Below are 22,449 nucleotides of genomic sequence, written 5' to 3' on the forward strand. Positions count from 1 at the left end.
CGCTGCGCGGTTCCAGTTCTGCTCGACCGCAGGCTACCCGCAATTCCTTCTCCTCTCGCCAAGTCATCGCCGGTACCACCTGCGATCGTCTTTGCGTCTAACGGGAGGGGCGGATGAAAGCTGTCATTCTTGCCGGCGGCCTCGGGTCGCGCATCGCCGAAGAAACGCATTTGCGGCCTAAGCCGATGATCGAGATCGGCGGCCGGCCGATCCTCTGGCATATCATGAAGCTCTACTACGCTCATGGCGTGCGCGACTTCATCATCTGCTGTGGCTTCAAAGGCTACATGATCAAGGAATATTTCGCCAATTACGGTCTGCACATGTCGGACATCACGTTCGATCTGTCGCAGAACTCGATCGAATTCCATCGCCAGAGCGCTGAAAACTGGCGGGTCACGCTGGTCGATACCGGTGAAAATTCGATGACCGGCGGCCGTCTGAAGCGGGTCGCATCCTACCTCAAGGACGAGGAAGCCTTCTGCTTCACCTATGGCGACGGCGTCAGCAATGTGGATATCACTAAGACCATTGCCTTCCATAAAAACCACCGCAAGCAGGCAACGGTGACGGCCGTCCGGCCGCCGGCGCGCTATGGCGCCCTGCAGCTGGATGGCACCGAGGTTCAGGGCTTTATTGAAAAACCGGAGGGCGAGGGCGGCTTCATCAACGGCGGCTTCTTCGTGCTTTCACCCCGCGTTATCGACCGGATCGACGCGGATCATTCAAGTTGGGAAGGGGAGCCTCTTATGGGACTGGCCAGAGAAGGCGAGTTGCAGGCGTATTTCCATGAAGGCTTCTGGCAGCCGATGGATACGCTGCGCGACAAGAACCACCTGGAAAGCCTGTGGCAGAGCGGCGCCCCGCCGTGGAAGAGCTGGTGATGACAATGACAAATGAATTCTGGCGCGGAAAACGAGTTCTGGTCACAGGACATACAGGCTTCAAGGGCAGCTGGTTGACCCTGTGGCTGCGCGAACTGGGCGCCGACGTCTCGGGCCTGTCGCTGGCGCCTGAGACCGAACCTTCGCTGCATCTGTTGCTCGGCGGCGGCATGGGCGGGCCCGGCATCATCGATATCCGTGATCGCGATGCGGTGACCCATCATGTGCTGAAAACCAAACCGCAGATCGTGTTTCATCTGGCGGCCCAGGCGCTGGTGCGGGCGGGCTATCGCAACCCGGCCGAGACCTACGACGTCAACGTCATCGGTACCGCCAATCTGCTCGACGCCCTGCGGGTGTCGGAGGATGTGCGCTCGATCGTCGTTGTCACGACCGACAAGGTCTACCACAATGCCGAGACGGGCCTTGCCTTCATGGAGAGCGATCCACTCGGCGGCCACGATCCCTATAGTGCCAGCAAGGCAGCAGCGGAGATCGTCGCGGCGAGCTACCGCGCCTCGTTCTTTGCCGCCCGCAAGATCGGCCTTGCCACGGCGCGCGCCGGTAATGTCATCGGCGGCGGCGACTGGGCTGAAGACCGGCTGATCCCGGATGCCGTGCGGGCTTGGCAGGGCGGCGAGACTTTGCAGGTGCGCCGACCGCGTGCCGTGCGCCCTTGGCAGCACGTGCTTGAGCCTCTCGGTGGATATATGGGATTGGCGCAGCGTTTGTGGCAGATGCCGGATGGGATCGAGAGCTACAATTTTGGACCGGATCACGGCGAGGCGGCCTCCGTTGGCGCTGTCCTGAAAATGGCTGAGCGGCATTTTGGCGGCGGTGGCGCAACGGTTCTCGGCGATGGTACGGACGGGCCGCACGAAGCGGGTTATCTGGTGCTCGACAGTGCCAGGGCACGCGCCGATCTCGGCTATCAGCCGCGTTGGCGCCTGGCGGAAACAGTCAAGCGGACGATGGAATGGTATCGGGCGCAAGGACAGGGACAGGCGGCACTTGACCTGTGCCTTGGCGATATCCGTGATTTCGCGGCGCTTGCCACCACGGACGAACCTTTGCGGGCGGCCGGATGAGCGCGCGGTTCACGGCCAGCGAAACGCCGCTTCAGGGACTGTCCGTCATCAGCCGCAAAACCCTGTCGGACGATCGGGGCTTTCTGTCGCGGCTGTTCTGCGAAGAGGATCTTGCGGCCTTTGGCTGGCAGGGGCGCATCGCGCAGCTCAACGAGACCGGTACGCTTCACAAGGGTACGGTTCGCGGCATGCACTTCCAGCTGCCACCCCATGCCGAGATCAAGCTCGTGACCTGTACCCGTGGCCGGGTGCTCGACATCGCCGTCGATATTCGCGTCGGATCGCCCACCTTTCTCCAGCATTTCGCCGTTGAACTGTCGGAAGAGAACGCTTGTTCGCTGCTGATTCCCATGGGTTTCGCGCATGGCTTTCAGGCCCTGACTGACGAGGTGCGGATGATCTACGCCCATTCGCAACCCTATGCCGCCTCTTCTGAAGGTGGCCTCAATCCGCAAGACCCGGCGCTCGGTATCGACTGGCCTCTGCCGGTCGCCAACCTGTCGCCGCGTGATGCAGCGCATCCGTTTTTGTCGCCGGACTATTCTGGAGTAGCCGCATGAAATGCCGTCACTGCGGATCGACGCATATGGTGCCTTTCCTCGATCTGGGCACGGCGCCACCCTCCAATTCCTACGTCAATGCCGGTGAACGGCATATGCCGGAACTCTGGTATCCGCTGGTGATCCGCTGCTGCAAGGTATGCCGGCTGGTGCAGACCGAGGATTTTGCCGATCGCGAGACGTTCTTTTCGGCGAGCTACGCCTATTTCAGCTCGTTTTCAACCTCTTGGCTCGCTCACGCCAATCGCTATGTCGCCGACATGCAGGTCCGCTTCGGCCTGACCGAAGCCTCCCATATTGTCGAGGTTGCGGCCAATGACGGCTATCTTCTGCAATATGCCCGCGAGCGCGGCATCGGTTGCCTTGGCATCGAGCCGACGGCAAGTACGGCTGCTGCTGCGCGGGCGAAGGGTATCGAGATCGTCGAGGAATTCTTCGGCGCGGAGCTTGGCAAAAAGCTTGCGGCTGAGGGGCGCTCGGCCGATCTGACGGCCGCCAACAATGTGCTGGCCCACGTTCCCGACATTAATGATTTCGTCGCCGGTTTCGCGCGCTTGCTCAAGGTGAACGGCGTTGCGACCTTCGAGTTTCCGCATCTGCTCAACATGGTCCGCGAGGCACAGTTCGATACTGCCTATCACGAACACTATTCCTATCTGTCGCTGACGGCGGTCGCCCGCGTCTTTGAAGCCAACGGCCTGTCCGTCTTCGATGTCGAGACAACGCCTTGGCATGGCGGCAGCCTGCGTGTGTTCGCGCAGCGCAGCGATACCGGAAAACACCCTGTCACTGCGGCCGTGGCAGCCACGCTGGCCGAAGAGCACGCCGCCGGCATGCAGGGCGATACGTTTTACACAAACTTCCAGGAGGCGGCGCAGACTGTGCGCGACGGTTTCCTGACATTCCTGATCGAAAGCCGGCAGCAGGGCCTGAAAGTCGCAGCCTATGGCGCTGCGGCCAAGGGCAACACGCTGATCAACTTCTCCGGCGTCAAGCCAGACCTGTTGCCGTTCGTTGTCGACAAGAACCCGGCCAAGCAGGGCCTCCTGCTTCCTGGCAGCCGTATCCCGATTGTCACGGAAGAGTTTCTGAAATCCGAAAAACCCGACAGAGTGGTGATATTGCCATGGAATCTCCAGACCGAAATCAGACAACAGCTTTCGTATATCAGCGATTGGGGTGGCAAGTTCGTGACCGCAGTGCCGACGCTGACGGTGCATCCGTAGCAGACGCTGCCATCGCCATTCTGCCGGAAGCCGCAGTCGATGCGCCGGCCAAGAAAGCCGGCACGGTAAGCGCCAAGATCGGTTGAGTGCCGGTTTCCGGCTATTGTCCGCTTTCACCGAGGATGTTCAACTCATGCTCGATCGAATGCTGGATCAGGCGTGCCCAAAGGTCCTCGTAGAAATCCGGATCGAGCCCTGCCATCTCGGCACTCCTGCGGGCATTCAGCCGGACTTCATCGACCCGCGCCGGGATATCGGCCTTTAGGCCGGCGGGTTTCTTGATTTCCGCAGCCCGGCCGATATAGCCCCAGCGCTCCTGGAAAAGTGCCATCAGAGCCCGGTCGATCCGGTCGATCTCGACGCGGATCTCTGGCATCGAGGCGCAGTCTGCCGGACGTTTGTGCATGCGGGTCTCCGGGTGTCTTCATCACGGCTCTGCTTGCATCGCAAGACCGCCTGCGACGCTGCTTATCAAGCCATCCGTCTCCTGAAAAGCCGAAAACCGGGCAGATGGCCAAAGGGTCGCGGACAAGCTTCGCAAAAGCCTTTGCCGCTAGTCTGTTGCAAACGGAGAAATTTCATGTTCGCCCAGCCGAAACTGACGATTTGTGTGCCATCGCGTAACCGCCAGCGGTATTTCCAGGAAACGATCACAAGCCTGGTGATGAACCTGCGCACGGATATCGAGTTCGTGTTTGCCGACAACTCCGATGATGCTTCTATCATGAGTGATTTCATCGCGGACGTAGTTGCCGATCCGCGCGTTAAATTCATTCCACCAGCGGGCCGGGTCCTGTCGATGGTCGATAATTGGGAACGTTGCCTGGAGGTCGCCACCGGCGAATTTGTCTGCGTGATTGGTGACGACGACTACGTCGACCCGGATGTCGTTGATCTCATCAAAAAAATTCAGGGCGATTTGCCGAAGGTTGAGGCCATCGCCTGGTCACGCCTCACGTACAACTGGCCCGATTTCCGGCCCCGCAAATGTGTCGTTTCCGTTCCGATGGGTAGCTACTATGTCAGCATACCCCGCGACGTCATCTATCGGGATTTCTTCCACTGGTCTCACGAAGGTTCGCAGCCAAATTGCCTTTTTTCGGTCTATCATGGCGCCGTTTCCTTGGCGACGATGAAGAGAATACGCGCCAAGTTCAATGGACGGTTCTTTGAACATCCGGTTGTAGACTTCGAAAACACCTGCAAGGTTCTGGTGACGGCGCAAAACTTCGTTCACGTCGAGAGACCGTTTTCGATCATGGGATCCTGTGCGGAAAGCAATTCCGGCCGCATCCATACAGCGGCTCAAATCAGGGAAGTGCACGCGCAGTTCATGTCCGAGACCGGCCGCAATATCGATGGCGATGCCTATATGAAGAATTTTCCGTTCCCGCTCTTCCTTGGGAACACTGCAGCCATCGGAATGTGCCAGCAATGGTTCAAATTTACCTACGGTTATAAGGCGCCGGCTGGCTGGCAGAAAAACTTTGCCCGGGCATGTGCTTTGAGTTGCGGCGGTGACAAGGAGAATTTCGACTACTTTGCGGCCGGCTATCAGGCGGCGTTCGAAGCGTGGGAAGGCGGAGCGCATCTCGACGCTTTCAAGCCGGAATTCAAGGCTGAAGGCAAAGCCATCATGTTCTTCGGTCTGATTGATAAAAATCTTTACATCGATGAGGATATCGCCGGTGTCACCACGCCTGGGGAACTCTTCCAGATCGTCAAGCACATGATTGCCCCGTTGGCGCAGATGGAGCATCTGACGCAGCAGGCCGTTATCGCCAAAAGCGCCTGAGCCCGCTGGTGCGGGGCGGGTAAACTCCGGCCTTGGTTATTAAAAAAGGCGGCCGATCCAAAATCTGCCGCCTTTTTTCGTATCAAGCGATACGTTTCAAATAACCATCCGGGGCGACCGAGATCAGGATCTTTTCATCGATGCTCTTGTCGATGGTGAATTCTGGATGGGACTTCAGCCAGTGATGCACCGCTGTTTTCGGGTTGGCGCCCTTGTCCCAAGGCCGGTCGGGATAACTGCCTGCCGGTAGGTCCTCGATGACGGTGTCGAAGACGACACAGTAGTTCGACACCGTTACGAGATCGGCGTAAGCTTCCAGTTCCGCCAGGACATGATCGTGCGTGTGATTGGAATCGAGGCACACCAGCACGGACTTCTTGTCCTTGGCAGCGGCGCGAACCTGCTCCACAACGGCCGGATCGATGGACGATCCTTCGATCATCGAGATCCGGCGGAACATGGGATGAGCTTCGATGGCGGTTCTGTTGTGCTCCCGGATGTCGATGTCGATGCCGATCACGCTTGCATCAGGGTTTCCGCCGCAGGCCGCATTGAGTTCAAGCATCGCTGCGGAAAAGATGAGAGAGCCGCCGTGAGCAATACCTGTCTCGATGATGAGATCAGGCTGCGTATCCCAGATGATCTGCTGCATGGCAACGATATCCTGCGGGTACTGGATGATCGGCCTTCCGAGCCATGAGAAATTGTAGGAGTATCTTGGCTCGATCGAGGCGGCCAGGAATGTCTGCGCGCTGGTTGTCAGGTCCATGGGGTGGCTTTCTTGTGCGGAGGCTCTATCAGCGGACATTGTCGATGCTTGCGTAGATAAAGCGGTTTTGTGACATCGCCTTGATCTCGGCCATGTAGTTGGAATTCATGACGTGAACGATACTTCCGTCCGGAATCGTTGGCAGGGCGTCCTCCGGGGCATGAACCCGAAGCCCTGTTGCTGGAATATAGCGGCCCTGTTTGCCGGGGCTGATGTCGATGATCGTGTCGACGGCCTGGCCCCGCCGTTTTGACATCAGCGAGAAGATTACGCCCTTCGAAGCTGCGCCCCAAACGATCCGGCGTTGCTGCGGATCTGCCTGGACTGGCAATTCCGGCTGGCTGTTAAAGAAGCCGGCGGTGGACGCCGCTGCATGCTTTTCGTCATAGACGGGCGCTTGCAGGCTGGAGAGTTCTGCCACGACGTAAATGTATTGCCCGGAGAAGACTTTCCCCGATTCGTAGACCGTCCCGAACATCCGGTGGAAATCGGCCTCCCGGAAATAATTCACATGTTCGTAGAAGATGTCGAACCACGCATTTTGCCTGCAGATCCATTCAAAGCAGGGCACTTCGATGTAGATTTTCCCGCTTCCGCCATTGGCATCCCGAACCATGCAGAGAAAATCATAAGGGTTCTGGATGTGCTCGAGGACGTGACGCAAGATAATCCCGTCGCCGCGTAAATTGAGATCCTTCGTGAAATAGGCCTTGATCACCCGGGTGCTTTCGCCTTCGTAGGTCGGATCGACACCGAGGACGTTGAAGCCGCGTTCCACCAGAATATCCATGAACCGGCCTTTCCCGCAGCCGATTTCCAGCATCAGGTCGGACTTCATCGTGCGGTCGATAATGCCGGCGACATCATCGAGATGGGATTGAAATGTCGAACTGCTGGTCTGATCGTTCTGGTAGTGTTCGTCGTAGACCATTTGTTCAGGTTCGAAGGCCAGATTGTACAGCAATCCGGTTTCAAGGTCCTCGACGAGCCGCATGTTGCCTTTCGGGCAGTGGATGGCTTCGTGCTCAGACGCATACATGCGGTTTTGGAAGATTGGCAAATCTTCGGCGGCATAGAGATCGCGATAGCGTGTCATGATGCGATGAGTGCCTTTCTCAAGAGGGTGTCGTCACCCCAGAATTCCATTGGTTCATAGTCGGGGTAAGGGTAATGGCCGAGGTTGAGCCGGACATCCCAGCCGAGTTTCGTGGCCCATCCCTGAACCAGGTCGGCAACGGTTTGTGGGGCGCCGGAGCACAGGTTGACAACGCCGTGCCCACCCGGACCCAGTGCGAGGTCGACGATGCGCTCGGCCATCGTTTCGACAGTCAGGAAATCGCGTATCTGCTGTCCACCGGACATGTCGAAGCTGGTTTTCCCCTGCCGGTGCGCCTCATGAAACTGTGTCCACAGCGAGCGTGTACCCTGGCCGTTCCCATAGCTGTAGAATAGCCGAGCCCAGGTCAACGCGAACGGGCTCTTGCATTGCAGGAACGCGAGTTGTTGCTGCAGCGCATGCTTGGCATAGCCATAGGCGTTGGATGGCATGCAGGGTTCGTTTTCAGCGAGAGGACCGGTCTGCATGCCGTATTCGAAACAGGTGCCAGCGCAGAAGAGCGCCGGTAGACCACACTCGATAGAGCGCTTGAGGAAAGTATATTGGCGCGGCAATTCGGTCTCGAAGTGATGCAGCGAGTGGTACTGCGGCAGCCCGTCCCATGCAAGGTGGATGAGGACATCGGGGTGTCCCATGGCTTCGTAAGGGTTGGCAGGCGGCGTTGCCAGGTCGAGCTGCCGCCAGCTGATCCGGTTAATGCCGTCTTGCTGGTCTGCGTGCCGCGATAGCGCCACGATGTCGGCGGAACGTTTGCTCAATGCCTTGAGAACATGCTGTCCGATGTAGCCCGTCGCGCCCGTCACGGCGACTTTCGTCACCATGGCGAAATGTCCCCATCCCTGTTGCTGCTGTATTGCGCCTGCATCTCCGTGGCCATTCTATTCGGCGCAAAGAGCCGGGATGGGCGTGAATATGGACTTGGCGATGTCATAAAATTCCTGCGGCGTCCGCGCTCCGCCAATGAAGCGATCGATCAGAAGAGCGTTATCGTGCAGGCCCTGGCGCGTGTCCTTAGGGCGGTGCTGTTGAAACTCCGGCCGGAAAAACGGTTTGAGACTGCCACCCTCAAATTCCTGCAGAGCTGCGAAGTAGACGTTGCCCTTGCTGACATAGGCTTCGCGCGTCGTTTCCATCATGCAGTCGATCATCAAGGCACGCACAAACGCTTCGCCGCCGCCCTCCCATGGGCTACCGAGTTCGCGCAGCACATGGAACTGCGTCTCCGCCACGGCACCTGCAAGACCTTGACCGGAATGGAATGGAAAATTCCACGGATGCCGAGGGGCTTGAGCCTCAAAAGGGGTGACGCTGATTGCTGACATTGGGCGCGGAGAAAAGATCAGTTCGTTTGCAAACAGCAATACTTTGGCGGCCCACTCGTATTGCGGTGTCGGGGTTGACCAGTCCTGTGGTTCCGGAAGTTGCAGCAGCGTATCGATGAGCGAACGGTGGATCGCCGCATGATGAACGCCAAATGGCATTTTCGGGACGTTGAGGCTGGCCTCCCAATAGAAGAAGGCTTTCAGCATCGCCGTCTTGTCCAGGTCTTGAATTTGATAAGCGCTCGGGATCGCTACGGAATTACAATTGCCAGGCTCCGCCAATGGATCAATCTGCAGCACAGTCCATGCCAAAGCATCCGCCTTTGGTGACGTTCGCTCTATAAAGGCAACCATCGTTGCGAGTTCGCTTTCGATGACATCGCCGGGATTGACCAATGTCACCCAATCGCCCTTGGCGGTCGAAACGGCGTGGCGCCACAGGAGCTGACGGGCGATGCCTGCGGGTGCGTCGGTCGTCGTGATGTTTTCAGCGCCGGCCGCAAGATCAATAAGGGCGCCTGAGAGCGCGACATCTGCCGGTTTTGCGATGACGATATCGAAGTCCGCGCTTTGGTTTTCCAGAAGCGTTGTCACCAGCGGCAGGGCGTCCTGCGCGGCGGTTTCCACGGGAATGCAGATCGAGAGTTTGGTCATGGCTTGCCTCGTGCGTGTCGCGGTCGCTGCCGGGCCGCCACCGCGAGCGGCGATTTCGGAAGCTGGTCACATCAGCAGGCAAATACCTTCTGCGTAGAGGAGGGTGCGGTCCTGTCTCTCAGCGGAAGCCATTGCCTGCTGACGTGTGCTTTAGAGGTAGCGCGGGAAACTTGAGCGAGGCTTTGCTGGCGGAAGGGGATTTGCCCGGCGCTTAAGCGCCGAGCGAGAGTTTGATGGCGAAACCGATAATGGTGACGGTCAGTACGCCCAGAAACCAGAGACCGACGAACCACAGGAGTTTTTTGGAAACGCTGTTTTCGGTTGGCATCAGTGATAGCCCTCCTCTGGATCCATCTTTCCGCGGAACACCCAGTAGGCATAGCCAGTGTAAATCAGGATGATCGGCACAAGGAAAGCCGCCCCCCACAACAGGAAGGCAAGGCTGGAATCCGGCGCTGCCGCATCCCAGATGGTCACCGATGGCGGCACCATATAGGGATAGAAGCTGATGCCGATGCCGGCAAAGCCGAGGACGAACAGGCCGAGTGCAGCCAGAAACGGCTGGACATCCCGCTTGGCGCGAATACCCGTGAGCAGCAGCGCAAAACAGCCGAGCACCAATATCGGCACGATGATGCTGAAGATTGCAGTCGGCCATTTGAACCAGCGTTCCAGATAGATGGGCTCGAGAAAGGGCGTCCACAGACTGACGATACCCATCGCGGCGATGGTGGCAAAGCAGGTGCGCAGGGCGATCTTTCGGGCCTTTTCAGCCAGCTCTCCGGTCGTCTTCATGATCAGCCAGGTCGAGCCAAGAAGTGCGTAGCCGATCAGGATGGCAAAACCGGTGGCGATGGAAAACGGTGTCAACCAATCCCACCAGGCACCGGCATAGGCGCGGTTGGCCACCGGGATGCCCTGGACGAGGGCGCCGAGCGCAACGCCTTGTGCAAACGCGGCAACCATCGAGCCGCCGGCAAAAGCCCAGTTCCACAGGAACTCGCCACGCCGCGTGCGCCAGCGATATTCGAAGGCGACGCCGCGGAACACCAGGCCGAGCACCATGGCGATGATCGGTGCGTAGAGGGCGGACAGGATGACCGAATAGGCCAGCGGAAAGACCGCCATCAGGCCACCGCCGCCGAGCACCAGCCAGGTCTCGTTGCCATCCCAAACCGGGGCGACGGAGTTCATCATCACATCGCGGTCACGCTTTTCCGGAAAGAACGGGAAGAGGATGCCGATGCCGAGATCGAAACCGTCGAGGATGACATAGGCGAGCACCGCAAAGGCGATAATGGCAGCCCAGATGAAGGGAAGGTCAATGACCATGATGTGCGCTCCCATGGATGTGTCCGGTCGCTGGTCCAGGCATGATGCCCGAGGTTCTGATTGGTCCATCGTCGAGATCGGGTGTCGGATCGCGCGGCAGGCGCTTCATCAGCCGCAGGATATAGAAGGTGCCGGAGCCGAAGACGAAGAAATAGACAACGATGAAGGCGATCAGCGAGGCAGCGACAGCGGGGGCTGCGATCGGCGAGATCGAATCGGCGGTCAGCAGCTGCCCATAGATCGTGTAGGGCTGGCGGCCGACCTCGGTGGTGATCCAGCCTGCGAGCACAGCAACGAAACCGGCAGGACCCATCAGGACCGCTGCCCGATGCAGCCAGTCGTTGCTATCGAGTGTGCCCCTGAACCGACACCAAAGGCTCCACAGGCCGATGCCGAGCATGGCGAAACCGATGCCGACCATGACGCGGAAGGACCAGAAGACAACGGCGACGGGTGGTTCCAGATTGTCCGGGATGGTGTCGAGACCTGCCAGCGGCGCGTTGAGATCATGCTTGAGGATCAGGCTGGAGAGTTTTGGGATTTCGATCGAATAGTCGATGCGTTTTTCCGCCGTGTTCGGAATGCCGAACAGAATGAGTGGCGCCCCGTTCGGATGGCTGTCGAAATGGCCCTCCATCGCCATCACCTTGACCGGCTGGTGTTCCAGCGTGTTGAGGCCATGGAAGTCGCCGGCCATGATCTGGATCGGCGCGACGATCGTCGCCATCCACATCGCCATCGAAAACATGGTGCGCGCGCGCCGGGGAGCGGTCTTTTTGAGAAGATGCCAGGCGCCGACGCCACCGACGACAAAGGCTGTGGTGAGATAGGCGGCCAGAACCATGTGCACGAGGCGGTAGGGGAAGGATGGGTTGAAGACGATTTTCCACCAGTCGAGCGGAACGAACTGCCCAACGTCGTTGATAGCGAAGCCGGCCGGTGTCTGCATCCAGGAATTGACGGCAAGGATCCAGGTCGCCGAGATCAGGGTGCCGAAGGCGACCATGAACGTGGCGAGGAAATGCAGCTTCGGGCCGACGCGGTGCAGGCCGAACAGCATGACGCCAAGGAAGCCGGCTTCGAGGAAGAAGGCGGTCAGGACCTCATAGCCCATCAGCGGCCCGATGATCGGCCCGGCCTTGTCGGAGAAAACGCTCCAGTTGGTGCCGAACTGGTAGGACATGACAATGCCCGAGACCACGCCCATGCCGAAGGCAACGGCAAAGATCGTTTTCCAGAAGTTGAAGAGGTCCATGTAGACCTGATCCTTCTTCCACAGCCAGAGCGCCTCCAGCACGCAGAGAAAACTCGCGAGGCCGATGGAGAAGGCTGGGAAGATGATGTGAAACGATACGGTGAAGGCAAACTGGATACGGGCGAGCAACGTCGCGTCAAAACTCTCGAACACGGTACAATCCTTTCGAGGGTCTGGCAGCCGTCTGTTGGCCTCTCTGTCCGCCACCGTCTGTCCCCGGCCGTGGTGGATGAGCTTGGCGCCAAACCCTTGGGATCATATTCTGAGCCAATGGTGGGAAAAATCAATGACATCGTTGCAACCATGATGTCACACTGCGACAATCGCTCACCTGCGGCATAGTTGCATCCGGCCCGTCGACGCTCTCTGGCGGCATCGGGTATTGAACGAATTGGGCCGGATCGTCCTGAAACGCGACATCTATAAAATTTTAGCGAACGGCTTAAGCGGCCTGCAAACCCTGCCGTCTATGGTCGGTTTATCGAAGAACGAAACCTGCCGGGCGGTCGTGTTGCATGATGCCAACCGTACCTCTGCCAGGTTTCAATCTTGATGGGCTGCACCGCCGGTCAAAGCTTTGCCGCGCGTGCAGGCCCGAACATTCGACTGATCGCATTTCGCGATGGACGTGCCTACACTGTCTCGACTTGCCGCAGGAATGTCCCTTCCTGCGGCTTTTTCTTTTGGAAGAATTACGCCCGGGCGAGATAGGCTTCCGCGAGCTCGGTCCAGAAGGCTGCGCCGATCGGCAGCAGGTCGTCGTTGAAATTGTAGCCGGGATGGTGAAGCGACTTTTCTTCGCCTGTGACGCTCGAGCCGAGGAAGAAATAGGTGCCCGGCCGGTCTTTCAACATATAGGCAAAGTCCTCGCTGCCCATGAAGGCTCGCTCGAGATCGACGACCTTGTCGGCACCGGCAAAGCGCACCGCGAGATCGCGGACGAAATCAGTCTCTGCCTTGTGGTTAATCGTGGCGTCGTAGCTGCGGTGATAATCGACGGTTGCCCGCATGCCGTAGCTTGTTGCCTGGTTCTCGGCGATCAGCCGGATGCGGCGCTCCAGTTCGTCGCGCACCTTCGGATCGAACGAGCGGATGCCGACGACGATCTCGGCGCGCTCCGGAATGATGTTGCTGGCGGAGCCGCTGTGGAACGAGCCGACGGTGATGACGGTCGGGTCCATCGGGTGGATGTTGCGGGAGACGATCGATTGCAGCGCCATGACGATCGAGGCACCGCAGACGATCGGGTCGGCGGTTTCCTGCGGTTCCGCGCCATGGCCACCAAGACCGTGAACGGTGATCTTCGCCTCATCGACGGCGGCCATGATCGGGCCTTCGCGCAGCGCGAACTGGCCGAAGGGCAGGCCGGGCTCGTTGTGGAGCGCAAATACGGCATCGCAAGGAAATTTCTCGAACAGGCCTTCGTCCATCATGATCTTGGCGCCGCCGAAATTCTCTTCAGCAGGCTGGAAGATCAAGTGCACGGTGCCGTCGAAGTTCTTCCGTTCGGCAAGCGCACGAGCCGCACCGAGAAGCATGGTCGTGTGGCCGTCATGGCCGCAGGCGTGCATCAGGCCGGGGGTCTTGGAGGCGTAGTCGAGACCGGTTTCCTCGAAGATCGGCAGCGCGTCCATATCGGCGCGGATGCCGATCGAGCGGTTGCTGGTGCCGTTTTTCAGTGTGGCAACAAGACCGGTCTTCGCCAGCCCGCGGGTGACGGTGTATCCGAGGCCTTCGAGGCAAGTGGCGACGAAATTGGAGGTGCGGACCTCCTCGAGCCCCAGTTCGGGATGGGCATGCAGGTCACGGCGGATGGCCACCAGTTCTGGCATCGAATTGGTCAGGTTCACGTTCAAAGTCATATCAGGCACCACGGGTTGGTATGCGATTTTCAAGATAGCGGAAAGCGAAGACAAGAATTCCTGTCAGGCACATATAGATAAGCGCCAGCAGTAGAAGTGGTTCGTAGGTGATGTAGGTATCCTGCCGCACTTTGGAGATGACGGCATAGACGTCGATAACGGTGATGGTGGCAACCAGCGGTGTCGCCTTCAATTGCAGCACGGTTTCGCCGTTGAGCGTCGGCAGGGCCCGGTGAATGGCGCGTGGCAGCCAGATGCGGCGAAACAGCGTCCAGCGGCTCATGCCATAGGCGCGCGCCGCCTCGATTTCGCCAGCCGGAACGCCGGCAAAGCCGCCGCGCATTACTTCGCCTTCATAGGCAGCAAACGAGATGGTCAGTGCTGCGACGCCATAGGGCCAGGATTCGCGCAGGTACGGCCAGAGAAAGGACTGGCGGATGGCCGGAAACTGCGGAAACAGCGAGCCGAGGCCGTAATAGAGAAGCCAGAGCTGCAGCAGCAGCGGCGTGCCGCGAATGACGGTGCAGAAGCCTTTCGCCAGTGCCTTGAGCGGCCAGGGGCCGGTGACCTGCACGAGGCCGAGTGGCACCGCCAGCAGAAAGCCGATGATCGCGGTGCTGAACAGCATCGCAAGCGTGACCAGAATACCGTAACCGAGGCGCGGCAGATATTGCGGCAGCCAGTCCCAGCGCATGAACCAGACGATACTGAAGACAAGCCCTGCAGCAATCGCCAACAGAACGATACGATGCGGCTTGAAGAAGTTTTCGGCCGTCGGCAGATCTTCGGGGGTGATCGCCATGGCATGGGTGACAATGTCGGTGGTGGGCGTCTCGCTCATGACTGCTCCACGAAACCGCGCCGGGCTCGGCGCTCGATGATCCTGATGATGATATCCGAGACAAGCGTCAGCATCAGGTAGAGCACGCCGGCGGCACAGAAGAACAGCAGATAGGCCTTGGTGGATCCCGCCGCCTGGCGGGTGACCAGCGTCAGTTCGGAGAAGCCGACGACGGCAAGCAGGGCCGTATCCTTGGTGGCAATCAGCCAGAGATTGGAAAGTCCGGGAATAGCATAGGGCAGCATGGCAGGCAGGGTCACCCGTGTCATCACCTTATAGGGCGACATGCCGTAGGCGCGCGCTGCCTCGATCTGCCCGGCTGGCACCGCCTTGATCGCGCCGCGCAGCACCTCGGTCGTATAGGCGCCCTGCACGACGCCGATGACAAAGATACCGGCGACCAATCCGCTGATATCAACCTGACCGATGCCGACGAGGCCAAGGACGTAATTGAGCGCATCGGTGCCCGCATAATAAAGAAGCAGGATCAGAACCAGTTCCGGTACGGCGCGCACGATCGTCGTGTAGCATTCCATCAGGTCACGGGTGATCGGGCCGCCATAGAGCTTGCCGCATGCGCCGCCGACGCCAAGCATCAGACCGAAGGCATAACCGCCGATGGCGATCTCGATTGAATTCATCAGGCCGCGCAACAGCACCCCACCCCAGCCGGGCGGTTCAAGTGCCAGAAGGCTCCAGTTTATGAAGGATACAGGATCGGCCATGGGTCCTCTTTATCAGGGGTTCTGCATCTGCCGCATCACCCCCTCTGTCACTGCGTGACATCTCCCCCTCAAGGGGGAGATCATTCTTTTCCCGCATCGGCTCCTGTTTCAGGGAGGCGCAAGAGATTCGATCAATTTCCCCCCTTGAGGGGGAGATGTCGGCGTCGCCGACAGAGGGGGGAACCCTCCGCCGGCGCAGGACCATCACTGGCCGTAAACGTCGAAGTCGAAATACTTCTTCGAGAACGTGTCGTAGGTGCCGTTGGCGCGGATCGCCTTGATGGCGGCGTTCAGCTTGCCCTTCAGTTCGTCCTCACCCTTGCGGATGCCGATGCCGACGCCGGCGCCCAGAATGGCCGGATCATCCTTGACCATGCCCTTCAGGTCGCAGCATTCTTTGCCCTGGTCGCTCTTCAGGAAAGCACCCAGCGCAATCGAATCGGCCTGTACAGCGTCCAGACGGCCGGCTGCGAGGTCGTTATTGGCTTCATCCTGAGTCTGGTATTCCTTGACGGTCGCGCCGTTTTCACCGAAATACTTGTTGGCATAGACCTGATGGATGGTCGATACCTGCACGCCGATGGTCTTGCCCTTCAGGCCTTCCGGCGTGGCTTCGAAGGTTTCGCTCTTCGGGCCGATGACGCCGGTCGGGGTGTTGTAATACTTGTCGGAGAAATCGATGGTTTTCAGGCGCTCCTCGGTGATCGACATCGAGCCGATGATCATGTCGATCTTCTTCGAGGTCAGCGCTGGAATGATGCCATCCCAGGCGACCGGCGTGATCACGCACTCAAGCTTGGCTTCGGCGCAGATGGCCTTCTGGAACTCCACTTCCCAGCCTTCCCAGTTGCCCGAGGCGTCCGGCGACGTGAATGGCGGATAGGGCTCGGCCGCGAAGCCGACCTTCAGGGGCTCGGCCGCAACGGCACCGGCGGCGGCAATGCCGAGAGCGAGTGACAAAGCGATGGTTTTGAGCGTCTTTTTCATGCTGTTCCCTTTTTTGCTTTTCGTGGTTTTTAGTTTTAGTGAATGGAGCTGATGAATTTCTTCAGGCGTTCGGACTTTGGGTTGCCAAAAATCTCGTCCGGCGTGCCCTGCTCGTCAATCACGCCATCGGCCAGAAAGACGATGTGGTTGGCGACGTTGCGCGCAAACTTCATCTCGTGGGTGACGAGGATCATCGTCCGCTTTTCCTTGGCAAGGTCGCCGATGACCGTCAGCACTTCACCGACCAGTTGGGGGTCGAGCGCCGATGTCGGCTCGTCGAACAGCATGACCAGCGGCTGGATCGCCAAGGCCCGGGCAATCGCCGCGCGTTGCTGCTGGCCGCCGGACAGGAAGGCGGGATAGGCATCCCGTTTCTCGAACAGACCGACGCGGTGCAGAAGCGCTTCGCCGATGGCCGTGGCCTCATCCTTGGATTTGCCGAGAACATGGATCGGAACTTCGATGACGTTCTGGAGAATGGTCATGTGCTGCCAGAGATTGAAGCTCTGAAACACCATGCCGAGCTGGGTGCGCAGGCGCTGCACCTGTTTGCGATCCGAGGGCATCAGGCCGCCGTGACCGTCTTTCTTCATGGCGATCGTTTCGCCATGCACCGTGACCGTACCGGAGGTCGGCAATTCCAGCATGTTGATACAGCGCAGGAAGGTTGATTTGCCCGAACCGCTGCCGCCGATGATGGCAATCACGTCGCCTTCATTCGCGGCCAGTGAAACGCCCTTGAGCACTTCGAGCGGCCCGAAACGTTTGTGGAGGTTTGTAACCGCAATCGCCTGGGCTGGTTTCGTCATGAAAAGTCTGTCCTGTCGAGACAGGTCGCCAAATCTGAACGCATGAAAACAGTTCCCCTGCTTGTCTGTCGTGCGGCATTTTTGCCTGTCACGCTGTTCCATGAAACGCATCGTGGCACTTGTGTAGAAATTATTCAACCGTATAATAATTTCGACGCTGCTTTTTTTGGCAGCCCCGCCAGATGAACAATTTTCCAACAGGAGTAGACGATGACGGCTTATGGTTCGCAGGAGATGTCGGCCAATCTGACACGCGTGTTGATGCGCCGGCCGGGCGCCAGCCTTACCGCTGCCGATCCCGCGAAATGGCACTATGGGCCGACGTTCGACGGTGAAAAGGCCGTGCGTCAATACACGGAATTCGCGCGCCTGGTGGAAAAGTCCGGCGCGGAAATTCTCTGGCTGGAAGACAAGGGCGACGGTCTTGCCGACGCCATGTTTACCCACGATCCATCGCTGATGTCCGACCACGGCGCCATTCTCCTGCGCATGGGCAAGCCGCTGCGCGAAAAGGAAACGGCGCTGCATGAAGCCGCCTACAAGGCGGCCGGTATCCCGATCCTTGGCCGCATCGTCGCGCCGGGCACCGTTGAGGGCGGCGACTGCATCTGGCTCGATGCCCAGACCCTGGTTGTCGGCCGCGGTGTGCGCACCAACGAGGAGGGCATTTCGCAACTGACCGAGATGCTCGATCCGCACGGTATCACCGTGCTTGGTTATGATTTGCCGCTCTGGCATGGCGAGGAAGCCTGCCTGCACCTGATGTCGGTGATGAGCCCGCTGTCGCGCGATCTGGCGCTGGTGTTTGCGCCGCTCTTGCCTGCGTCCTTCTACCAGCTGCTGAAGGAATGGGGCATCACCCTGATCGAGGCGCCGGCCGACGAGTTCCACGCCAGCAACGGCCTTAGCCTGAACGTCCTGCCGGTTCGCCCGAACGAGGTGATCATGGTTGCGGGCTTCCCCAAGACCAAGGCGGCGATGGAGGCTGCGGGCTGCAAGGTCGAGACTTTCGAGGCCGACGCGCTGTGCATCGCCTGCGAGGGTGGCCCGACCTGCCTGACCCGTCCGGTCCTGCGGCGCGCCGCATGAACCGCCGGACGTTCCATCGCGCGCCGGAGGGGGAGCGGCGGCAGGAACTGATCGAGGCGACCCTCGACACGATTGCCGAGCTTGGCCTGCGCGGTGCGACCGTCCGCCAGATCGCTATCCGGGCCGGCGTCACCGCCGGCCTCGTGCGGCATTATTTTGCGTCCAAGGATCAGATGGTGGAGGAGGCCTATCGCTCGGTTCTCGCCACCTTCGCCGCCAAGGCGTCCGATGTGACCGGCGATCCGGGCACGAGGCTGAAGCGTTTCATCACCCTCAATCTGACGGCACCGGTCGCCAATGATCGCAGTCTGTCGCTTTGGGCGTCGTTCATCAGCCAGGTCCGGCTGGATCCGGAGCTTGCCGCCATCCACCGCGAAGGCTATCTCGGTTTTCGCAATGATTTGCAGGGCTTGATCGGCGATTTCTTGAAGGCGCACGGCAGGCCTTCAGGAGAAGTGGATTGCCGCCGCCATGCGATTGCCATCAATGGCATGATAGACGGACTGTGGCTGGAGGCCTGCCTTGCTGGCGAGCTTTTCGAAGAGGCCGAGCTTGTGGCAATCGCATTGTCGTCGAGCGAAGCCTTGTTGGGATTGCCGTTCGGCAAGGACGAAGACGCGGCGGCCTCGTAGCCGCCAGAGCGCGGCAGTGATGCCGAAACATTTTGACTGAGGGTAGGAGACCCCTATGCGCTATTCATCGATCACCGACCGTCTGGCCGATCTTGGATCGGAAAAATGGGCGTTGCACATTCGTGCGCGGCAGATGCAGGCGAGCGGAACAGAGGTCATCCAGCTGACGATCGGTGAACCGGACATGCCGGCGGATCCTTCGCTGATCGCCGAGGCGCAGCGGGCGATGAATGCCGGGCGCTACCGTTATTCCAACGGCCGTGGCGAGCCTTCGGTGGTCAACGCGCTGACCGCCCGCTACGCCAAACGCCGCCCGGATGTGACGGCCGAGAACGTACTCTGCTTTCCCGGCACGCAGACGGCGCTGTTTGCCGTCATGCTCGGCCTCGTCGAAACCGGTGACGGCGTGCTGGTCGGCGATCCGCTCTATGCCACCTATGACGGCGTCATCCAGTCGACCGGCGCCCATCGTGTCACCGTGCCCTTGAAGCCCGAACACGGTTTTCATATGCAGGCGGCCGATCTTGAAAAGGCGATCACGCCGAAATGCCGGGTGCTGCTGCTCAACACGCCGCACAATCCGACCGGTGCCGTGCTGACGGCCGCCGAGATTAAGGCCATTGGAGACATCTGCCGCAAGCACGATCTCTGGATCGTCTGCGACGAGGTCTATGAGGAGCTGATTTTCAACGGCCCGTTCGCCTCGCCCTTCGACGATCCGGAACTGGCCGAGCGCACGGTCGTGGTGTCGTCGATCTCCAAGTCGCACGCCGCCCCCGGCTTTCGCAGCGGGTGGGCCGTTGGTCCCGCCGAATTTGCCAGCCGTCTGTTGCCGGTCTCCGAGACCATGCTGTTCGGCGTGCAGCCCTTCATCGCCGACATGACGGCCTATGCACTGACCCATGACATCGGCACGTCCGCCGCGATGCGCACATCCTACAAGACCCGCGCCGACCTGATTGTCGAGGGGCTCTCAAATGTGCCGGGTATTGTGCCGCTACCGCCAGAAGCCGGCATGTTCACGCTGATCGACGTGCGCGGCACCGGCCTGACCGGCGAAGCCTTTGCCTGGATGCTGCTGGAGCAGGAGCATGTTGCGGTCATGCCGGGTGCATCGTTCGGCAACGAAGCCACTTCCTTCGTGCGCGTCAGCCTAACGGTGCCGGACACGGTTATTCAGGAAGCCTGCGCCCGGATCACCAAGCTGGCGATCCGGCTGCAGACCCCAAAGGAGCGCAGCGCATGAGCGAGCACCTGAAAACCGTCGGCGAGGTACTGGTCGATCTGCTCGAGGCCAACGGTGTCGAGGTCGTGTTCGGCATTCCGGGCGTGCATACGGTCGAGCTTTATCGCGGTCTCGCTGCTTCGAAAATCCGTCATGTGACGCCGCGCCACGAACAGGGCGCTGGCTTCATGGCCGACGGTTATGCCCGCGTCAGCGGCAAGCCGGGTGTGGCTTTGGTCATCACCGGACCCGGGCTCACCAATACAATCACGGCGATGGCGCAGGCGCGGCAGGATTCGATCCCGATGCTGGTGATTTCCGGTGTCAACCGGCGCGATTCTCTGGGGCATGGCCGCGGACTTCTGCATGAGCTGCCCGACCAGCACGGCATGATCAAGACGCTGGCGCTCTATTCGCAGACCCTTCTCAATCCCGCTGACCTTGGACCTGTTGTCGAGCGCGCCTTCGCCATCCTCACCTCCGGCAGGCCGGGGCCGGTTCATATCGAGATCCCGACTGACGTGATGACGGCGCGCATCGCGGCGCCGCCGCTCAGAAAAGCGACGGCGACACGGCCAAGGGCAGATGCGGAGACGTTGCAAAAGGCCGCCATCTTCTGCGGTGATGCGCAGCGCCCGGTGATCATCTGCGGCGGCGGCGCGATCACGGCGGAGGCCGAAATCCAGGAACTGGCAGAGCGCATCGGCGCCCCGGTCGTCATGACCGTCAATGCACGTGGCATGCTTGCCGGCCATCCGCTCCGGGTTCCCGCCAGCCCCAGTCTCAAGGCTGTTCGCTCGCTGATCTCCGATGCCGACCTGGTTATCGCGCTCGGCACGGAAATGGGCCAGACCGACTATGATATGTATGCCGATGGCGGCTTTCCGATCCTCGGCAACCTGATCCGCACCGATATCGACGCAGCGCAACTGGCGCGTGGACCGCATGCGGCTCTGTCGATCCTGTCCGGCGCCAAGGCGGCGATATCGGGCATACTCGTCTTTCTCACCATGCAACCGGCAAGCCGGGCTGCAGAGCGGGCCGCGGCGGCACGCAAATCGGCCATGGCCGAGCTGACGGCAAAGATGCGTACCGAAATCGGCGTCATCGACGCGATCTACAAGGCGCTGCCGGATTGCGTGATCGTCGGGGACAGCACCCAGGCGGTTTATGCCGGCAATCTTTATTGTGATGCACCACGGGCGAAGAGCTGGTTCAACTCGGCAACAGGGTTCGGCGCGCTCGGTTATGCGCCGCCGGCGGCTGTCGGCGCGGCGGTGGCAGATCCGGAAAAGCCGGTCATCTGCCTTGTCGGCGATGGCGGCATCCAGTTTTCGCTGGCCGAACTGGGGTCGGCGGCCGATATCAACGCCAACGTCATCTTCGTCGTCTGGAACAATGACGGTTACCAGGAGATCGAGAATTTCATGGTCGAGTCCGGGATCACGCCGGAGGGTGTAAAGCCCTCGGCGCCGGATTTCCTGCTGGCCGCCAGCGCCTATCGTGTACCAGCAGTACGGCTTTCGAAGGCGGGTGATCTGGCGGCGGCCCTGACGGATGCGCGCCAACGCGGTGGTCCCTCGCTGATCGAAATCCATCAGACGCGGACTGCAGGCGTCACGGCCTGAGTGTTGCGGCGTTGAGGATGTTCAACGGGCGTGTCTGATGGTAAGATTTGACTTTGGCGGCGGGCGATGGTTTTTAGGCCCGCTTGCACGCTGAATCGGCGTGCAGTTCGGCGATTTACTGTGAAAACAGCGCGCCAACGGGAAGGACAATGTCCTCGATGGGCATGAACGGCAACAGGATCGATCGCAGCCAGGCCGGCAAGTTTTTTGCCGTGCTGTGGATTCTGGCGGCCGCAATTGCCATGCAGTTCGTCGCTTCGGCACAAGGTTTTTCGTCGCGGTTTTCCACGCAGGAAAGCGCCGGAAACTTCTCTTCTCAGGAAGGCGATACTTCTGATACGGCCGTTTCGCGCCATGTCGTGCGGGCTTTCCCGGTCGCGGACTTGCGCTTTACCTCCGATCGCAATGACGGCAAGGGTTCGCCCGGCGGGCCGGGACCATTCCTTCTCCCGGCACCGGTCTTCGTTGCCACAGTGTTTTACGGCAGTATGCCGCTTGCGGCTTTTTCGGAAGCCATCGTCACAGGCGCGCCCGGCGATATCGTCCGTGCGCGCGGACCTCCGGCGTTTAACGCCTGATAACTGCCCTTGCGGGCAGGCTTTGCGCGTCAGCGCAGTTTTTTCCTTTACGCATCACCACATCCGCTGTC

The 22,449-nt window shown here is 59.9% G+C and carries 22 protein-coding genes; 10 read left to right on the forward strand and 12 right to left on the reverse strand.

Annotated elements, in window-relative coordinates; all coding sequences use genetic code 11:
* The first annotated feature begins 113 nt into the window (after nt 1–113).
* Genes rfbF through R6X40_RS14385 form a run of 4 tightly spaced genes read left to right on the forward strand, consistent with a single transcriptional unit; the run spans nt 114 to nt 3,758 of the window.
* Nucleotides 114–884 (forward strand): glucose-1-phosphate cytidylyltransferase, encoded by a 771-nt coding sequence (gene rfbF, locus R6X40_RS14370; protein ID WP_318414474.1) that lies wholly within the window; start codon nt 114–116, stop codon nt 882–884.
* A complete protein-coding gene (gene rfbG, locus R6X40_RS14375; protein WP_318414475.1) occupies nt 884–1,972 on the forward strand; it encodes a CDP-glucose 4,6-dehydratase in 1,089 nt (362 codons plus the stop codon). The genes rfbF and rfbG overlap by 1 nt, the downstream gene beginning before the upstream one ends.
* Nucleotides 1,969–2,532, forward strand: coding sequence for a dTDP-4-dehydrorhamnose 3,5-epimerase family protein (locus R6X40_RS14380; RefSeq protein WP_318414476.1), 564 nt, complete (start codon nt 1,969–1,971; stop codon nt 2,530–2,532). The genes rfbG and R6X40_RS14380 overlap by 4 nt, the downstream gene beginning before the upstream one ends.
* Nucleotides 2,529–3,758: a class I SAM-dependent methyltransferase gene (locus tag R6X40_RS14385; RefSeq protein ID WP_318414477.1), complete on the forward strand. Its 1,230-nt coding sequence runs from the start codon at nt 2,529–2,531 to the stop codon at nt 3,756–3,758. The genes R6X40_RS14380 and R6X40_RS14385 overlap by 4 nt, the downstream gene beginning before the upstream one ends.
* A 100-nt stretch (nt 3,759–3,858) precedes the next feature.
* Here R6X40_RS14385 and R6X40_RS14390 read toward each other — a convergent pair whose 3' ends face one another.
* Entirely contained in the window at nt 3,859–4,164 is a 306-nt protein-coding gene (locus R6X40_RS14390; protein WP_318414478.1) for a chorismate mutase family protein, read from the reverse strand.
* A gap of 174 nt (nt 4,165–4,338) precedes the next feature.
* Between R6X40_RS14390 and R6X40_RS14395 the strand changes: the two genes are divergently transcribed.
* Nucleotides 4,339–5,553 carry a glycosyltransferase gene (locus R6X40_RS14395; RefSeq protein WP_318414479.1) on the forward strand — a complete coding sequence of 405 codons (1,215 nt, stop codon included), beginning with the start codon at nt 4,339–4,341 and terminating at the stop codon, nt 5,551–5,553.
* 82 nt (nt 5,554–5,635) lie between these two features.
* Here the strand turns inward: R6X40_RS14395 and R6X40_RS14400 are convergent, their stop codons facing one another.
* The 11 genes from R6X40_RS14400 to R6X40_RS14450 form a co-directional block, all read right to left on the reverse strand.
* Nucleotides 5,636–6,322 (reverse strand): cephalosporin hydroxylase family protein, encoded by a 687-nt coding sequence (locus tag R6X40_RS14400; protein ID WP_318414480.1) that lies wholly within the window; start codon nt 6,320–6,322, stop codon nt 5,636–5,638.
* Between the two features lie 28 nt (nt 6,323–6,350).
* Nucleotides 6,351–7,418 carry a class I SAM-dependent methyltransferase gene (locus R6X40_RS14405; protein ID WP_318414481.1) on the reverse strand — a complete coding sequence of 356 codons (1,068 nt, stop codon included), beginning with the start codon at nt 7,416–7,418 and terminating at the stop codon, nt 6,351–6,353.
* The gene (locus R6X40_RS14410) at nt 7,415–8,260 is read right to left on the reverse strand and encodes an NAD(P)-dependent oxidoreductase (protein ID WP_318414482.1); all 846 of its coding nucleotides are present in this window, start codon (nt 8,258–8,260) and stop codon (nt 7,415–7,417) included. The genes R6X40_RS14405 and R6X40_RS14410 overlap by 4 nt, the downstream gene beginning before the upstream one ends.
* 57 nt (nt 8,261–8,317) lie before the next feature.
* A complete protein-coding gene (locus R6X40_RS14415) occupies nt 8,318–9,415 on the reverse strand; it encodes a hypothetical protein (RefSeq protein ID WP_318414483.1) in 1,098 nt (365 codons plus the stop codon).
* 327 nt (nt 9,416–9,742) lie between these two features.
* Nucleotides 9,743–10,747 carry a cytochrome d ubiquinol oxidase subunit II gene (gene cydB / locus R6X40_RS14420; protein ID WP_318414484.1) on the reverse strand — a complete coding sequence of 335 codons (1,005 nt, stop codon included), beginning with the start codon at nt 10,745–10,747 and terminating at the stop codon, nt 9,743–9,745.
* Nucleotides 10,737–12,155: a cytochrome ubiquinol oxidase subunit I gene (locus R6X40_RS14425; protein ID WP_318414485.1), complete on the reverse strand. Its 1,419-nt coding sequence runs from the start codon at nt 12,153–12,155 to the stop codon at nt 10,737–10,739. The genes cydB and R6X40_RS14425 overlap by 11 nt, the downstream gene beginning before the upstream one ends.
* Before the next feature lie 539 nt (nt 12,156–12,694).
* Nucleotides 12,695–13,864: a M20 aminoacylase family protein gene (locus R6X40_RS14430; protein ID WP_318414486.1), complete on the reverse strand. Its 1,170-nt coding sequence runs from the start codon at nt 13,862–13,864 to the stop codon at nt 12,695–12,697.
* A gap of 1 nt (nt 13,865) precedes the next feature.
* Nucleotides 13,866–14,666 carry an ABC transporter permease gene (locus R6X40_RS14435; protein WP_318414651.1) on the reverse strand — a complete coding sequence of 267 codons (801 nt, stop codon included), beginning with the start codon at nt 14,664–14,666 and terminating at the stop codon, nt 13,866–13,868.
* Nucleotides 14,667–14,701: 35 nt separating this feature from the next.
* Nucleotides 14,702–15,430: an ABC transporter permease subunit gene (locus R6X40_RS14440; protein WP_318414487.1), complete on the reverse strand. Its 729-nt coding sequence runs from the start codon at nt 15,428–15,430 to the stop codon at nt 14,702–14,704.
* Between the two features lie 204 nt (nt 15,431–15,634).
* Nucleotides 15,635–16,417: a transporter substrate-binding domain-containing protein gene (locus R6X40_RS14445; protein ID WP_318414488.1), complete on the reverse strand. Its 783-nt coding sequence runs from the start codon at nt 16,415–16,417 to the stop codon at nt 15,635–15,637.
* A gap of 35 nt (nt 16,418–16,452) precedes the next feature.
* Nucleotides 16,453–17,226, reverse strand: coding sequence for an ABC transporter ATP-binding protein (locus tag R6X40_RS14450; protein ID WP_318414489.1), 774 nt, complete (start codon nt 17,224–17,226; stop codon nt 16,453–16,455).
* Nucleotides 17,227–17,436: 210 nt separating this feature from the next.
* On the opposite strand from R6X40_RS14450, the gene R6X40_RS14455 reads away from it, so the two are divergent.
* The 5 genes from R6X40_RS14455 to R6X40_RS14475 all read left to right on the forward strand — a co-directional run bounded on the left by R6X40_RS14455 (nt 17,437) and on the right by R6X40_RS14475 (nt 22,378).
* A complete protein-coding gene (locus tag R6X40_RS14455) occupies nt 17,437–18,315 on the forward strand; it encodes a dimethylarginine dimethylaminohydrolase family protein (protein WP_318414490.1) in 879 nt (292 codons plus the stop codon).
* The gene (locus R6X40_RS14460) at nt 18,312–18,947 is read left to right on the forward strand and encodes a TetR family transcriptional regulator C-terminal domain-containing protein (RefSeq protein ID WP_318414491.1); all 636 of its coding nucleotides are present in this window, start codon (nt 18,312–18,314) and stop codon (nt 18,945–18,947) included. Before R6X40_RS14455 ends, R6X40_RS14460 begins: the two co-directional genes overlap by 4 nt.
* A 55-nt stretch (nt 18,948–19,002) precedes the next feature.
* On the forward strand, nt 19,003–20,193 hold the full coding sequence (locus tag R6X40_RS14465; RefSeq protein WP_318414492.1) for a pyridoxal phosphate-dependent aminotransferase: 1,191 nt from the start codon (nt 19,003–19,005) through the stop codon (nt 20,191–20,193).
* Nucleotides 20,190–21,800: a 5-guanidino-2-oxopentanoate decarboxylase gene (locus tag R6X40_RS14470; protein ID WP_318414493.1), complete on the forward strand. Its 1,611-nt coding sequence runs from the start codon at nt 20,190–20,192 to the stop codon at nt 21,798–21,800. Before R6X40_RS14465 ends, R6X40_RS14470 begins: the two co-directional genes overlap by 4 nt.
* A 149-nt stretch (nt 21,801–21,949) precedes the next feature.
* On the forward strand, nt 21,950–22,378 hold the full coding sequence (locus R6X40_RS14475) for a hypothetical protein (protein WP_318414494.1): 429 nt from the start codon (nt 21,950–21,952) through the stop codon (nt 22,376–22,378).
* Nucleotides 22,379–22,449 lie beyond the last annotated feature (71 nt).

This window comes from Rhizobium sp. PL01 (assembly GCF_033447125.1).
Taxonomy (GTDB): Bacteria; Pseudomonadota; Alphaproteobacteria; order Rhizobiales; family Rhizobiaceae; genus Pararhizobium.